General features: G+C 57.6%; 16 protein-coding genes. 9 read left to right on the top strand and 7 right to left on the bottom strand.

What is annotated here, in order from left to right; all coding sequences use genetic code 11:
- The first annotated feature begins 198 nt into the window (after nucleotides 1–198).
- Nucleotides 199–846 (top strand): phosphatase PAP2 family protein, encoded by a 648-nt coding sequence (locus X730_RS142285; protein ID WP_245261407.1) that lies wholly within the window; start codon nucleotides 199–201, stop codon nucleotides 844–846.
- Between the two features lie 8 nt (nucleotides 847–854).
- Here X730_RS142285 and X730_RS142280 read toward each other — a convergent pair whose 3' ends face one another.
- The gene (locus X730_RS142280; RefSeq protein ID WP_023827057.1) at nucleotides 855–1376 is read right to left on the bottom strand and encodes a DUF2127 domain-containing protein; all 522 of its coding nucleotides are present in this window, start codon (nucleotides 1374–1376) and stop codon (nucleotides 855–857) included.
- A gap of 2 nt (nucleotides 1377–1378) precedes the next feature.
- Between X730_RS142280 and X730_RS142275 the strand changes: the two genes are divergently transcribed.
- A complete protein-coding gene (locus tag X730_RS142275) occupies nucleotides 1379–1921 on the top strand; it encodes a phosphatase PAP2 family protein (RefSeq protein ID WP_023827058.1) in 543 nt (180 codons plus the stop codon).
- A gap of 793 nt (nucleotides 1922–2714) precedes the next feature.
- Here X730_RS142275 and X730_RS142270 read toward each other — a convergent pair.
- Complete coding sequence (locus X730_RS142270) at nucleotides 2715–3665, bottom strand: hypothetical protein (protein ID WP_155922488.1); 951 nt, start codon at nucleotides 3663–3665, stop codon at nucleotides 2715–2717.
- Between the two features lie 350 nt (nucleotides 3666–4015).
- On the opposite strand from X730_RS142270, the gene X730_RS142260 reads away from it, so the two are divergent.
- The gene (locus tag X730_RS142260) at nucleotides 4016–4363 is read left to right on the top strand and encodes a hypothetical protein (RefSeq protein WP_023827061.1); all 348 of its coding nucleotides are present in this window, start codon (nucleotides 4016–4018) and stop codon (nucleotides 4361–4363) included.
- Here X730_RS142260 and X730_RS142255 read toward each other — a convergent pair.
- A complete protein-coding gene (locus X730_RS142255) occupies nucleotides 4355–5197 on the bottom strand; it encodes a hypothetical protein (protein ID WP_023827062.1) in 843 nt (280 codons plus the stop codon). The two genes, X730_RS142260 and X730_RS142255, sit on opposite strands and share 9 nt — an antisense overlap.
- A gap of 413 nt (nucleotides 5198–5610) precedes the next feature.
- Here X730_RS142255 and X730_RS142250 point away from each other — a divergent pair, with 413 nt between their 5' ends.
- The 6 genes from X730_RS142250 (at nucleotide 5611) to X730_RS142235 (ending at nucleotide 11206) form a co-directional block, all read left to right on the top strand.
- Nucleotides 5611–7272 (top strand): hypothetical protein, encoded by a 1662-nt coding sequence (locus X730_RS142250; RefSeq protein ID WP_155922489.1) that lies wholly within the window; start codon nucleotides 5611–5613, stop codon nucleotides 7270–7272.
- On the top strand, nucleotides 7256–8479 hold the full coding sequence (locus tag X730_RS142245; RefSeq protein WP_031197172.1) for a PAN domain-containing protein: 1224 nt from the start codon (nucleotides 7256–7258) through the stop codon (nucleotides 8477–8479). The genes X730_RS142250 and X730_RS142245 overlap by 17 nt, the downstream gene beginning before the upstream one ends.
- Nucleotides 8480–9071: 592 nt before the next feature.
- A complete protein-coding gene (locus X730_RS01000000164705) occupies nucleotides 9072–9794 on the top strand; it encodes a thermonuclease family protein (protein ID WP_245261403.1) in 723 nt (240 codons plus the stop codon).
- Nucleotides 9795–9975: 181 nt separating this feature from the next.
- Entirely contained in the window at nucleotides 9976–10470 is a 495-nt protein-coding gene (locus X730_RS0134285) for a hypothetical protein (RefSeq protein ID WP_031197175.1), read from the top strand.
- Nucleotides 10471–10568: 98 nt separating this feature from the next.
- Nucleotides 10569–10826 (top strand): hypothetical protein, encoded by a 258-nt coding sequence (locus X730_RS142240; RefSeq protein ID WP_023827067.1) that lies wholly within the window; start codon nucleotides 10569–10571, stop codon nucleotides 10824–10826.
- 176 nt (nucleotides 10827–11002) lie between these two features.
- A complete protein-coding gene (locus tag X730_RS142235) occupies nucleotides 11003–11206 on the top strand; it encodes a hypothetical protein (RefSeq protein WP_023827068.1) in 204 nt (67 codons plus the stop codon).
- Between the two features lie 399 nt (nucleotides 11207–11605).
- On the opposite strand, the gene X730_RS142230 is transcribed toward X730_RS142235, so the two are convergent.
- The 4 genes from X730_RS142230 to X730_RS1000000165430 all read right to left on the bottom strand — a co-directional run bounded on the left by X730_RS142230 (nucleotide 11606) and on the right by X730_RS1000000165430 (nucleotide 14743).
- Nucleotides 11606–12232 (bottom strand): hypothetical protein, encoded by a 627-nt coding sequence (locus X730_RS142230; protein ID WP_023827069.1) that lies wholly within the window; start codon nucleotides 12230–12232, stop codon nucleotides 11606–11608.
- Nucleotides 12229–12567, bottom strand: a complete 339-nt coding sequence (locus tag X730_RS142225) for a hypothetical protein (protein ID WP_245261404.1) — start codon at nucleotides 12565–12567, stop codon at nucleotides 12229–12231. Before X730_RS142225 ends, X730_RS142230 begins: the two co-directional genes overlap by 4 nt.
- Nucleotides 12568–12641: 74 nt before the next feature.
- A complete protein-coding gene (locus X730_RS142220) occupies nucleotides 12642–13721 on the bottom strand; it encodes a hypothetical protein (RefSeq protein WP_245261405.1) in 1080 nt (359 codons plus the stop codon).
- A 341-nt stretch (nucleotides 13722–14062) separates the two neighbouring features.
- Nucleotides 14063–14743, bottom strand: coding sequence for a hypothetical protein (locus X730_RS1000000165430; RefSeq protein WP_155922490.1), 681 nt, complete (start codon nucleotides 14741–14743; stop codon nucleotides 14063–14065).
- Nucleotides 14744–14816: the final 73 nt, after the last annotated feature.

The following is a 14816-nucleotide window of genomic DNA, read 5'->3' on the forward strand; positions in this document are numbered from 1 at the left end:
AAGCTTAGTCAATAGTCCGCCGCTCGGTGATGGCTGGATCCATGAGGTCAAGCTAGACGGCTGCCGAACACAAATCATCATCGAAGCCGGCGAGGTCCGCGCCTACTGCGGCGCCCCATTACAAGCGACGAGGCCACAATGGAAACCAAGGTACCTTCCAACTCCGGCGGCGTTCTCCAAGGCTTTCGCAGGGATGGTATGTGGCCCATCCTCGCGCTGCTTGTGGCCGGGGGCCTTGTCTTCGGCTTTGGCGCCCTTGCGGAGGAAGTCTTAGAGGGCGACACAACGGGTTTCGATCGGGCGGTGCTCATGGCGTTCCGCAGCGCCGGTGACCCCACAAACCCGATCGGCCCACCTTGGCTGGAGGAAATGGGGCGCGACGTTACATCCCTTGGCAGCTTCGCTTTCCTGGGCTTCGTGTCGGTCGCCGCAGTGGGCTATCTACTGATTACGGGAAAGCGGAGTTACGCCGTGCTTGTTGCGGCCGCCGTGGCTGGGGGAGAGGCCATCAGCACCCTCCTGAAGATCGCCTTCGATCGCCCAAGGCCCGACCTCATACACGCCACAAGGGTCTTTACAGCAAGCTTTCCAAGCGGACACGCCATGCTTTCCGCCGTCACTTTCCTGACCCTTGGAGCATTGCTGGCCAAGGCGAACCCCGATCCCCGCGTCAAAGCGTATTTCGTCTCGCTCGCGGTGTTTCTGACGGTCGTAGTCGGGTTGAGCCGGGTCTATCTCGGCGTCCACTACCCCACCGACATTCTTGCAGGTTGGTGCGTCGGTTCCGCCTGGGCCATTCTGTGCTGGTCTGCGGTCCAGCGAATTGAACGGAGCCGAGGCGGGTAATTCGGTCGCTATGCGGGCTTGTGCTGCCGCATTACGCTCCATTCGTGCCAGATCAGAACCATGACGACCGCATCGAAGACGGTCAGAACGAGCAGGCCCGGAGAGTGGGTATAGGAATAGCGGTAGACTTGGTACGCCATGAATGCGCCCAGCGCGACGAGGGAGGCCGGATATGACCACAACCTGCCTCGCAAAAGGCCGACGACCAGGAGCAGCTTTATCAGGCCGTGGGAGAGCAGGTAGAAGGCGTAGAACTCCTTGCTGGCAACGGAGAAATGGCTTGCCATCTGCGACAGATAGCCAGCTATGAAATCCTTCGGATCTTCGGTCAATTCCTCTTGGGTGAAGGCATTGACCCAAGAGGCAATTGTGTCTGTGGTGACGAGATAAAGCAGGACCCCGCCAAAGCATTCGATCAGGGCGTGCGCACCCTTGAGCCAGACGCTGACTTCAAAAACCTGATGGATGCGGCGTTCGTCGACTGCTTTCACAAATTCCACCTCGCGATCGACAACAACGGAAGCAAGCAAGAATGGATGCAACTCTCACCCACTGGATCAACGCGGCAGCCGGGCTTCACCCAGTTCTTGATAGGGCAATGATCGGCGTCTCACAGATCGGCGTTCCGCTCATGGTGCTGGCTGTGATTGTGCAATGGTGGGTGAAAGTCGACCGCTACCACGTCCGTCACGCGGCCCTGTCGGCCGGTCTGGCGTTCTTGCTCGGTCTGGCGATCAACCAGTTCATTCTTCTGTTCGTGCACCGGGTACGGCCCTACGACGCCGGCGTGACGCACCTGTTGATTGCGCCTAGCGCCGATTGGTCGTTCCCGTCCGACCACGCAACCGCGACCATAGCGATCGTTGCGGCCTTCGCGATGCAAGCTCTGCCACGCCGAACTGCAGCATTTGCCGTTCTGGCATTTCTGGTTTGCTGGTCGAGAGTTTACATTGGCACCCACTACCTTACCGACGTCGTTGGCGGTGGCATCACCGGCGTCATAGGTGCCGTTGTGGTGCGCTTGGCCTACCGCGAGAACTCCCGGTTGAATAATATGGTGACCAAAATCCTGTAGGCCGATACCCCTCCGACATCCACACGAACCAGGATTGACGGAAGAGGGCGGCGGTTAGGCACGGCGGCCCGCCGACCGGAGCCAGCAGGCTTCTGGTGCAGGGCGCTCGTTGTGTTAGAGCGGCTCAGGCAAGACAACAACACTAGGCGACCCTCCCGCCGTCACCGCGCTGAGACGCCCCCGTTTGGTCAGTACTGGCTTCGTGTATTCTTTTTTCACAGCAGTCCTCTCTAGTGTGAATTTGGGCAAAGCGCATTACATCCAAAAGGTTGTCAATCAGCCCGCCTCTTGTCAATTCAAAAGGCGCCCGCTGCCCTAGCGGCGCCGGCAGCCTACAGAGACGGTCACCGCAAGCCTCAGCTGCCATGGAACAATCAGACTCAGAGCGAGTTTGGCGTGACGATGAACAGCAATTACGCTTTGGAATCATCCGTTTGTATCGAAATGGCACGGTCGCTCCGCTCATGTCTAGCGGAAGAGCGGGCGTACATGCATCATCTCCGGGAGGAACTCGCCTCCGTACGGAGTGAGAGTGTTAACTCCCGCCTGGGACGCACCGGATCCGAGCAGGGAATGCCCCCGGGCCGTGAGGCAAGCGGGCTTCTGATGGGATGGCCCGCGCCTGCATCCGAGGCTGCGGCCGACCATGATGAGTGAGGCGACGTCTTGGTCAACAGCACGACCGATGAAGAACGAGCCGGGTGTGGCAGAACACCCTCGGAGCGGGGATGTTCCCGTCCGCGCAAAAAGGCCCGCCAGCGACGCCAGCGGGCTCTGCAGGAATGGCCAAGCGTTACACTCGGTTAAGGGCCTTCCCAGCAATCCGCGAGATGTCGGCCATGACGTATTCAATATCTTCGCTGTTTGCGTATCCCCAAACTTGATGGACCCGCGCCTTAGCGGCCAGGTCGCCAAAGGTTTGGGCCGGGCAACGCAAAAGGCGGGTAGCGGCATCGCAGGTAAGGTCCAACTGATGGAGATAGGCCCGCTCGATCTTTCTGAAGCCACTCTTCCGGCTGATGGACGCATCGGCCTTTTTGTATGCTGCCATCGCCTTCTCGTGTTCACGGTGCGCTGTGCTGTCGAGAGGCATCGCAGATATTTCGGCTAAAGTCATTTGGCGAAATGCTGCGATTTCCGCTTCCGTCTTTTCGGGCATTACCGGCCTTTCAAGCTTGGCGGATTGTTCATTGTAACGCCGCTCAGCCGCGCTGAGCACCGGCTCCATCTCTTGAAGCTTCCTCCATTCGGCATGGAACGTCGCCTCAAAAGTCGCCACCTCTGACGGGACCGGTGGCGGCGCCTTGGCGAATACGTCGTGGCTTCTTTCCAGATAGACGGCGTTCAGAACATTTTGGTCCCCGTCATAGACCGCCACCGTCTTCCCGAACCAAGCGCCCGAGACAGTGGAATCGACAGCAGTGGCCGCGTCTTTGAATTGGACGGCCAACTGATGGAGCTGCTCCGGGACGCTTAGGCCTTCCACCATCGGGGCGGCAACCGCTACCGAACCACCTCCAATTGACGCCGCAGACGCCGCTAGGGCGGCTGTGGTGGTGACAAGATGGCGGCGGTTGACGTGTTGGTTCATGAAACTCTCCTGTACAAAAGGTTGATCGGACGACGGCCTGTCCGCACGCGAACTCCAGCGCATCAGCAGTTCACGTACGAAGCCGAAACGTTGTGGATTGCGGGGATAACAGGGCAAATCTTCGGCGGGCGCCCGAACTGCGACGTGCGACATGGCTATCTCCCTAATGGTTATATTTACACCATTAATGGTAACGCTGTAACCTATTTGATGTCAACAGCTTTTGGTGATAAAAACACCATATGAAGCCAGTTCAATGTCGTATGGGGCGCGCTGCGCTCAATTGGAGCACCCTGGACCTCGCCAAAGCGGCGGGCGTCGGAGGCAACACCGTCAACCGCTTTGAGGCTGGCCAAGACGCCAGAGTCAGCAGCGTCGACAAGATGAGATCCGCTCTTGAGGGAGCTGGCGTCGAGTTTATAGCCGAAAATGGCGGAGGGCCTGGCGTAAGGTTGAAAAAAAAGTAAATGGCTCGCCGGGCTATATCTGCACGCGGGTCGGAAATGGTCTTTAACTTCCCCAATTTTTCGGTGGTTACGGACGGTGTTCTCATAATCCCGGGGACCGACAATACCCCAATCTTCGCAAATCTGATTTCGTCCGTTGCCTCCCTCGATGAAGCGGCGGGCGAGTTCGCCGATGACTATGTTTTGCGCGCTAAAAGTGCTGCCGAAACAATCTGCCTATTGCCAGTAACGATGGTCTGGGCGCGATCTGACGAGCTGCCACATCGCTTTCTGGCATTCATAACGGATGAGGAAAAACTGTTCGAGACGCTGACTGGCTATCGCGCCCAGTTTGTCAGCCTCAGGTTCACCAGAAATGAAGAACCTAGCGAGCCGCTAATTTAGGTCCGGATAAGCGCGAGCCACCCATTCAAGATCCGTGATGGTCTCAGCCTCGACCGTGGTATCGGCACTGAACTGGTTCGCGTGCTGGGCCAACAAGCGACGTGCTGCCGACACCGCCTTGTCGCGATTGTCGCAACGTTCATAGTGTCGCCCAACAGGGTCGCCTGTGTGGTCTTCCCACCGCAAAATTTCCACTACGGCGTACCAGATACCTTTGCCGGATCGATGGCGCTTTTCCACCTCCAGATGCCAATCCGACATCTCGGCAATCGCTCTATAGAGGTGCGAATACTCAGCTTCCGTGCTCGCCCGCTCGCGTGCTGCAAAAGCAAAGGCTTTCTGGCTAGGCCCCTTTAGGCCTTCGATCGAGCTGGAGATCTTCCAAAATGTTCCCGAGATTTCATCGAGAGCGTGCCGTGCGTCGAAGGTCAATGGCGGCCGGCGCTTTGCAACGCCCCCCAATGCCTTCAAACGGTCGGTTCTTTTTTTGGGCCAAATATCAGCCACCACCCTCTCGACATCGGCTTTGGAAGGTTCCCAGCGGAATTCCTTCTGCAGCTTCTGTTTGCCGGCATAGGGGCGCAGCTCGACAACTGTGCCACCGCTAGGCGGGTCGGCTATGGATTCCATCACAAGGGCCATTGCCTCCTGAAGGCCTCCTTTGATGCCGCCTTCCCGGTCGAATACCCAGATCGAACCTTCTGTGCGGCCGATTCTGGTGGGCTTTCCTTCTTTGTGGTCCAACCACACCCAGAGCACACGCTGTCTGGTATTCGCGAACTGCGGCAGAAAATCCTTCTCGAAGACCAGCCCCTGCACCAGGCGTAAAGACATGCGAAGCGGCTCGCCATCTTCTGGGAAGAGATAGTACCGTGACATGAAACGGCGCCCCCTTTGGAAGTCCAGTCACCAGAGTCGCATGTGTCCCAAGACTTAGACAAGGGCGGCCCATGGACCTCTTGTTGACGGGCAGAGATACAGGACCGCACGCGAGCGCAACCGGGCAGCAGATCGGCTTGCTCGCCACGTGATCGATACGTTCCAACGTGCACAACAAAGCGCCTGCCGACACAAGGCGCCATCCGAAACAAATCAGTCTAGCAGACACAACAAAGTCTTTGTCACCGGGCCGGTTATTCACCCTGTTCCAAGTTACGTCGTATCCGCTGGCAAATTTTGCTGCAATCGCCAGCGTTGCATGTCAAGATGGGCTGGGAAACGGGTGGGGATTGCATATGCACACGGCAATGAGCCAGAAGCTGGCGAGCTATGGCCAGTGGACGTATCGCGGTGCGTGGGCACTCGAAATCGTTGCAGCGATCATCGGCCTAACAACCGGCGTCGCTCTGAGTTACCGCGGCTTCGTTGCCAATGAGGCGGCGAACTCGATGGATCTTGTGCTTGCAAGTGCCCCATTCTTTATGATCGCAATTGCCGAGCTGACAAAGATCCCAATCGCGACTCTTCTGTTCGGCGCCTCGTGGATTTGGAAGCCTGTCATCCTGGCATTTCTGCTCGTCTTGGCCGGCATCACTTTTGAGACAGTCCTTCTGGGACTGGAGCGTGCCAGCACAATGCGTGAGGTGCAGTACGCCAATTTCGCCAATCAAACAAAAGCACTCCAGCAAGAGCTCGATAATCTCAAGGCGGCGACCGAAAGTTTGCGAAACTCTGACGACGAGGCAAAGGCCCGAAGTGACCTGGAGCAGCTCGGTGGTTTGGCTGACACCGAGCGCGACAAATTGCGTGCGCGGATAACAGAGGTCGACGAAGAGCTGCTGGCCGCAACCACCCTATCGCCAGCGGCAGCGCGAGCAAAAGAGTTTCTTGAGGAGAAGCAAGCAGCGCTAAGCGCGCTGGTGGAACGGCGCGATCGAGAGATCAAGGACGCCGTGGGGCAGTTCGAGGGACAGCGGGATAGCTACGTTGATCGTATAAAGAGCGCGCGAGAAACAGGCGATCTTGCATCAGTGCAGCGCAACGAAGAAGGGCTGAACAAGTTAGCCAATCCGCGGCTGAAGAAAGAGGCCGAATTCGCGCCGAAATTGGCAGAGTTGGAGCCCGCCGTCGCCATGGCCCGCGCCGAATATGAGAGGCTGCGGAAAGATAGTCCTCCGATGACCCTGCAGGACAAACAGCGCCTTGAGGCTAGGCGCAACGATCTGGAGAAGCTCTACGACGCCACCGCTGCCGATTGGGATCGTAAGCTTGACGAGGCACGTACTGCGCTAGCCGCCGCTCAGGAAGCCGCAACTCGCAAGTCGGAGACGCTCGCCAAGAACCAGCAGCGGCAAGAGGCGATCGCGACGGAACTCAGCCGCCTGGAAACAGAGCGCCTCCCAGTTGCTCGCAACGATCAGATCCGTAGGCTGGCAGCTCGCTGGTATGGGTTGAAGCCAGAAGACGTTTCGGAAGCACAGGCCGGCACCGTATCGACGATCTGGTTCGCCTCACTTGCATTCATCGCCGCGTTAGCGGGGCCGATTACGGCGATGGTCGCACTGGCATTGCAACGCATCGGCGCACAGCCCGAACTTCAGCGCGACAGCAAGCTCTCGCGTTTGTTGCGTCGGATGCTGCTACGCTGGCGATGGCGCCGTGTCCGGAGGGTACCCGTACAGGTGCCGGTGGACAGAGAAGTCGAAAGGCGCGTCGAGGTACCTGTCGAAGTCGAGAAGGTCGTCAAAGAGATCCTCTATGTGCCCATCCTCACTGACGACCCGGAGGCGTTGCGCCGGGCACTGGATCGGGAATTGCCGCCGGAAGTGGTCGATCTCGTAAAGGTTTCTGCAAAAGGTCAGTACGCGCAGAACGAGATGGAGAAGGCCCTCGAGGGTGAACTGCAACTAAATTTTAAAGAGCCCGCAACTGGGGCGAAGCGGGACGTCCGACGTGCTCGTACGACATAACACCAAGCTGCTCGAACAAGCCATCGATCTGCAGATTAAGCGGTCCGCCATTCCAACTCTTCAGGCCGAAGCAGCTGCGCACGACAAGATCGCACGCGCCAATGCTTTTCGCCGTTTGGCTAGCGGCGTTGCCATCGCCATTGCTGCTATGGGGATCGGTGTGGGTGTATGGCTGATCTTTGATCGCGGCCCAGCGGCGAACCAACCGGAGCCGCCGGTCGCCCAAAACAGCCCATCGAAACCGAACGAGTTCCAGCCAGAAGAGACGAAGAAAACAGAAGATAGAATTCCCGGCGAAGAGACTATCGCCGAAGAGGGTAGGACTGAGAAGCCGAACTCGGCGCCAATCGAGCAGCCGATACCGCCCCCCCAAGACCCAGCCAATCCAGATACGATTGATTTCGTAAAGTTCGCGAATCGCCAAGTGACATACGCTGGCAGCACCTGGCAACTTGAATCCGGTCATCATTTTGACAGTGAGAAGGCTCCAACGTGGGACACCGCCTGGTGCTACACGCGGAAACTGGCAAATACCGGAGTTGAAGTTCAGGTGAGCCTTGTCAACAGAACCTCGCCTAAATCGGCTCCGCAGGCACCGGTGTCTTCGAGCGAAACACTCGCATCGGTAGGACTTGACGACAACTCGGCGCTTGAGCTGGCCAGCCGTTGCCTCTGGCTCGACGACGCCAAGTTTGCGCCGAGCGATTTCGACATGGGCCATGAGCGGAAAGAAGCAGCAGTGGCGGCCGGGGAACTGTCTGTTCAGGAGGGATGGGATGCAATCGGAAACGATCTGCCGGGTATGCCGGCTTGGGATGTCTCGCTCGAACAGTGTCAGGCTCAATGCAAAGCGGATCGCCGCTGTTTAGCACTCACATACGATAAGAAACACGCCGCGTGTTTCATGAAAAACAATGCGTCGATTCTGGTTAGGAGTCCTGATGCAGTGGCGGCGGCGAAGGGAGCCATCAAGGCGAACCTTCAATACTCCAGCCTCGTATTTGCTAAAGACACAGTGGTCATCGGGGGAGCTTACGCGAATGTGCGGAGCGGATACGCCGACTGCGTATTGGCCTGCAGCGCTGATCAGAGGTGTCTGGGCTTCAATTTCGACGGTCCGAACAAGATGTGCGCCATGCTGGACACTGTGACATCATCGTCCTCCTACAAGGGCGTGTTATCGGGCGTAAAAGCCACCCGCAACTGAATCGGTGCCCACCCGAAGGTGAAAGCCCTCGCCGTCGCGATGCAAGTGCAGTCTCGTGCGTCATTGGCTACTCTGCGAGCTACGGCAGTTGTGAACAGTCGGATCCTGTGCAACTCTCCTTATTGGGGAGTGGGGAAATGTATTGGCAGAGGCTGTTGTGCCTGGGGACTGTGCTCGTAGTATCCGGCTGCGCAGCCGACTACTTAAACCGCTACGATTCCTTGACACTCGCCGCTGGCGACGCGGGGCGGGCAAATCTGTTGCTGCAAACTGTCGACCCGTTCAACCCGGACAGTCAGAACACGCATATCGAGGGCGACGGCCAGCGAACTGCTGGGGTGGTCCAAGCCTTTCGCGGAATCCCGCTGGCACCGCCAAGCCAAGTTGCGCGCCAAGATGGAAGCGGGAACTCTGGCAATCATCCATGCGATCTGCGCACTCAGGTTGACAGCCTAGGCCGGCCTTGCGGTGAACGTGCCGCCGAAGCGAAGCCGGGCGGCCGCACCGGACATGAGGCGGACTAGCGATGCTGCATAGAATGCGATGGCGTCACCGGCGACCACTCAGCGCGGTGACAAGGCGCCTGATCTTCGTGACGGTAGCCGCATCCGGCGCTTTGGCGGCGCAGACTGCATGGCGTCACAGCGACAGTTTGCGAGAGGTCAATGTGTCAAACTTGCTTAGACCGAAGCCAGAACCGATCGCGGGTGTCGCCTCCATCATCGATGGCGATACGATCGAGGTCCATGGCCAGCGGATCCGCTTCAACGGGATCGACGCGCCGGAGAGCAAGCAATATTGCGACGACGCAAAGGGCTTCGAATACCCCTGCGGCCGCAGGGCGGCTAAAGCGCTGGACGCCTTCTTAGCGGCATCAAGGCCAGTACAATGCACATTCGTGACGTGGGACCGTTACGATCGCTTCGTGGGCGACTGCCGGCGTGCTGACGGCGCCAGCGTGGCCGCCTGGATGGTCGAGCAGGGTCAAGCCCTAGATTGGCCGCGCTATAGCCGCGGCGCCTATGCAGGGCAGCAGGCGACCGCGAAAGCGGCGAAGGTCGGTTTGTGGGCTGGAACGTTTCTGGCCCCTTGGGAGTGGCGGGCTGCCCACGATGCGGACCGGGCACCGTTGAGCCATCCGATCGGTATCGCTAACCGTCCATTGGTTGCGCAGAGCGGCTATTCCTGTCAGCCACGGCGGACCTGTTCCCAGGTTGGATCGTGCGACGAAGCCAACTGGTATTTGCAGAACTGTCCTTGGGGCGGAAAGCTGGATCGAGACAAGGATGGGATTCCTTGTGAGACGTTGTGTTGAGCCATATCGCGCGGCGTGAGGTGCAGTTCGTGGCCTGCTGTCATCTCACGAGATGGGGAAGAAAGTGGGGACTCACAATCGTTTTCGCGAGAAATGGCATTGTTTCAAGTACTTGGCCTCGCTGTCGGGCGGACGGCATCTCCGCCATACTGCCAAGACCAATAGAGCGCGGGGTTTCGGGATGAAGATGGAACTGGTTTCCGTCGAAGGCTGGCGGGACGGCATCAAATGTGTACCGACTGCCCTTTGTGCCATTAGCGGAATGCCCGCCAATGATATCCTGATGGTACTCGGGTTGGCTGGCGCGCCTAACCATCTTGGCCTTGCCGATGCGTATGACATGAACCACTGGCTTGAAGCAGTCAGATTCTTGGGTGGCGTACCGACAAAGGTCACCGATAACAGCCCCTTGGATTATGCACAGCGGCCGACGATTGACGAATTCATGGCTTCTCAACGGGGCACTGGCCTGCATCTGGCTGTAGGCGCCAACGAGCAGAACACCGACACTCACGTCTTCGCCGTAGATGGAAACGATGTCGTGGACACCTATACCGGCGGCGACCGTATTCGATTTAATGGCGCTCCTGACGACTACAACGCGTTTCGCGTGAAATACGTATTCGCAATATCGGCAGACTCCCCACCTGCTGATGACGAGAAAGATACCGAATAGTCGCGATTGCATTGTTGTTCTGAATTCGTGCGCTAGCTGTTGCCGGTTCAATGTTCGCGCGCGATTATGTAACGGCGCTGCCGTGCTAGGAGGGGATTTTGCAGAAGAAGCATCTAGAGCAATACCGCGAGATTCTAAAGGACCGCATAGGTGACCTTGAGAGCAGCCTGTCCGAGTTGGGGACCCCAGCCATTCGCATGGAACGTGACGGCAAGGACATGAAGGCAGAGATTGTTTCGTTGTTGCAGATCACGTTGGCCGCAGATCGCCACCACATTCGCGAAGTTGAGGCCATGCTAAAAATCGGCCAGCGCTTCTCAATCACGAAAATAGTTCGGGGGAACTCTTGCTGCTGAAATTTAGAAGGCACAATGTTTCTCGGGACATCAGTAGTTTGGCAGTTGGCTTCTGCCGTTCGCCGCTCGCTTCCACATTCCCGACGCGCTGAAAGGCGAACGCGGGCCTTTCTTTGGCTACCCGCTCAACGTTTGTTCAGATCTCAGCGCATGCACGCGCTCTATAAGGAAATCCGATGGCTTCGACCGCAGTGCTAATCTGGTATCTCGTAATCGCCGGGCCCCAAGGCGGCATGGTCGTGTTGCCGAGCACTTTCGACAAGCGGGAACAATGCGCCGCAGCCGTCACCGAATATCAGAAGCAGCCAACACCGGCGGGCTGGTCGGTGCAATGCGTCCCGAGCGCCTCGCCGTTCACCGACAATGGCTCTGCCGAGTAAGCCTTACGAGCGGGCAACTCTCCGGGCAAGTAGTGGGAACCAGCCCGCTGCAGGGGCTTTTGGGGGAGCAGCGGGCTGGCGGGTATGGAACCCACGAGCAGCGATGGGCTGAATGTGTCGTTGCTCCCGACAAGCCTATGAGAACAGGCTTCGGTGCGCGACTTACGGATAGGACACGTTCACTTTGAAGCGTGCACGGAGACGGCTGGGCAACCCTGATCGCAGGCCTGGCGCCCGTCAGACGCCCAAAAGCACCCCCACATTCTTGAACCTTCTGCCGTGCGCACAGGGGTCAACGCCCACGAAACTGCGCCAAGAGCGCTCCGCGCCTAAGACAACCAAAATGCAAACAGTCAGCCAAAGACGATCACTTGGAATCGCGGCAGCCGGACGAGAACCTCAGACCGTGGGTTTGAAATATAGCGAAACCCCTTTGTGGCGGACTCGAAATGTCGCTCCGGTTCCCTTGTGGACATGAGTTGACCGCAGAACCAATGGGTCGTCGTCCGGGGCAGTGACTTCTACGTCGGGACGGCTTTCACGAAGGCGGATACCCCACTCTTTCATGACACGGTCGGCGCGCTCGCCGTAGCAATAGATAAGCATCTCGCCGGCATCCTGACCGGGAAGACCCGTGGAATACCGCTCATCAAGCTGCGCAAAACCTTTTACAAGCCAATCATATGAACTGTGGATCTTGGCCTCTGCTATCCATAGAAAATTGTCTCTTGCTTCAATGACAATGTCGCAGTGCCCGCCATATTGCGTATCGTGGCTGGCTTGGAATCCCATCGATTTTAGATCGCTGATAATATCTATGGTGAGAGCGTCCTCACTACGTTCCTGCCGGTGCTGGCGCGTTTTAGTATGTTCCTGCGCAATCCAATCGATTGCGTCTTCCACAGCATTTAAGCGGTCTTGATGATTAGCTGCCATGGCCATTTGAAACAGCACGCGGCCGGGCGTCGTTTGCAGAAGGTGCGCCTTTAGCTTCGCATATGAGTCCCCCACGCCAGAGCCAGTCATTCCAATTCTGCCATCAAACGCTCGCTAGGTGAAAAGAATGGGATTAGGTGCTCCTCATAGTCGGGCACAGGCTCCCCAGTTTCTGGATGGGTCAACTCTCCTGTGGCCCTCGCCTCAGCAAATTCGGCAGCGGTCAGCTCGTGTTCAGTCTGATCGTCATCAACCAAGAGAGCGTGAGCATCAAGCAACCCCAGCCTTGAGCCAGCTAAAATGTTTATAGCCGCCATGAGGTCAACATCAACCGTCTCACGTCCAGCGGCTCGACAAAGCGTCTTGAAGGTCAAGAAATGCAGCTCATTTGCTGGCGTGTTCTCAACGAAGTCCAAAATCTTCATGCACAATTCGGCCGCAGGAACGTTGTCCCACCGTTCCAATAGCTCCTTTCGCAGGCGATCAAGGCTCACGTGAGTTAGCCCTCTCCTTTGGTCTCGGGCTTGGCCGCCAAGTGGTGCTCGATGCGCGAACGAACAAACTCATAATCGGCCTGTCCCATGCATTTTCTGATGACGACAGTTTCTATGCAAGGCAGTTGAGCACCGGCGGAACGAGCGCTGCTATTGATGCTCATTTCCGGGTTCGATATCACTCCATTCCCCGCCAGGCGTTTCCACACGATGCTGAGCCTGAAGGGCTCGATTGGCGTTTGGAGAGCCGCTTTTCCGCCCTTGTGATATTGCTCTTCCCGAAGATCGAGCATCTTCCTGCGCATCTTCTCATGCTTTAAGGAAGATGTAGTCGTGCCGAACCCTAATTCGACGACAGTGCCTTCCTTTGGATCTTTGTAAATGCGGTCTATCAAAGGGAAAAGGTTCACAGGGGTGGCGAGGAGGCGAACACCTACAATCTCATGAAAGGCATCTGCTACACGTGCCTGTGCTGCGACCGCGACCTCATGCAAGGTGCCAACGGGATAATCGATGCGAACATCTATGTGCTTTCCGTCATGCGGCAGCCAGACCGTGTCGCACGCATGAAGACGGATAGTTTTTAAGCCCACAATTTCCTCGTAGTCGTCAAATATTTCCGCCGCCGCTTCAGGCACATCGGTAGGGAGAATTGGCTCACGGACCGTGACCACGCGGACTGACGAAAACACCGCAGCAACCCCATCCTCGTTCGTCTCGACCGCAGCAAGGAAAATACCAGCCGGCGCATTTAAAAGCTCATCCTCAGAAAGCAAATATGGATAGGCTTCCGAGAATGGGCTCGTCGGTATCGTGGCGCTCAGCAAGGCGTTTCGACTGGCCTCCATGGCGTCGGGTGCAACTTCATAGAACGTGCTAATCTTCTCGCCACAAAGGATGTGTTCGCGCAAAGCATCAACGAGCGGCTCGATCTTGGTTTCGAGCCTACCAGCATTATGGATCAATTTCCCTAGGGTCTGGTCCCAACCTCTGCCGCGCGAAACTTCGTTCTCTAGAAGAATCCTGCGACCAACAGGCCATGGCATGCGTGAGCGCATACTCTGCGCAATTCTGGCGATTGACACCAATACCCCTCCCAGAGCCTGTTTGGCGCATGAAAGCAGGTTTGGCAGAAAACGCGAGTCCTGGAGCAAAAGAGGAATAGCTATTGCTGTCATTTTAGATCGAAGATGCCAGTTTTTGAGCCGACGCCGTCAATTCTGCGACTGCTCTTCGAAGGGCGATGGCCTCACACGTGAAACGCCCATGCTTGAACTGGCCATGCGCCGTACCTCTTGGGGCTCCACCGCCAGCTCCGTGGAACCGGCAAACACGCCAGCCACGCTTGGCCGGCGCCTTGCATCCGGCCCCGGTGCGCTTGCTGCGGGCTGTGCAACGGGGCGCCGCGTGCGCCTTGTCTATGGGGTTATCGGCCATTTTCTTGAACCTCCCCACCCCCATGAGCGACATTGCCAACAATAGCCTGGCCGCCCCTTTCGACGGTGACGCGCTCAACAATGACCCGCTGCTCGCCTTTGCTGCGGTAGCGTTTCAACGCCTCAACCTGGCTCGCGAAGGTGCGCGCCAGCTTGTTGAACGTGCGTCCGTTGCTGTCTTGCTGCTCGATGGTCTCTGAGCCCTGCAGCCTGCGCGCGAACGTCAGTGTCGCCATGTGGACTGCCGCCATTTGGGTGGCCAGCATGGTCTCAAGTTGGTCGCGCGGATTGATCCCGGCCACGATAGCCATGCCGAAGTTCAGAGCCTTGGGCTGGGTTACCCCGCCTTTTGTTGCAAGCGTGGCAAGCGCCTGAGTGATGCCGTCATAGAAGGCGAAGCTCTCCGACTTGATGGCTTCAGATTGCAGGATGTAGCCAGCCATCACATCGGCATGATCGATAGAAACTTGCGCGTGAGGCACACCCTCAACGCTTGCTCCCATCTTTACCTTGAACGAAGGCAGAGGCGTGCGCTTCTTCTCCCGTGCATCGAATGACGCAACAGCCCGTCTCTCGGCGTCTGTCAAAGCATCGGGTGAATCGGGGGCCACAACCGGCTTCTTTATCGGCACCACCACCGCCCCGCCTTCCTTATGCAGTGCTGCGGTCATCGCCCTGATCTCCTGGCTCGTTCCGAAAAGTTGGACTTCCTCGCCCTGCATGCTTGATGATAAGCTGCGGAAC

This window comes from Mesorhizobium sp. L103C131B0 (assembly GCF_000502275.1).
Classification (GTDB): Bacteria; Pseudomonadota; Alphaproteobacteria; order Rhizobiales; family Rhizobiaceae; genus Mesorhizobium.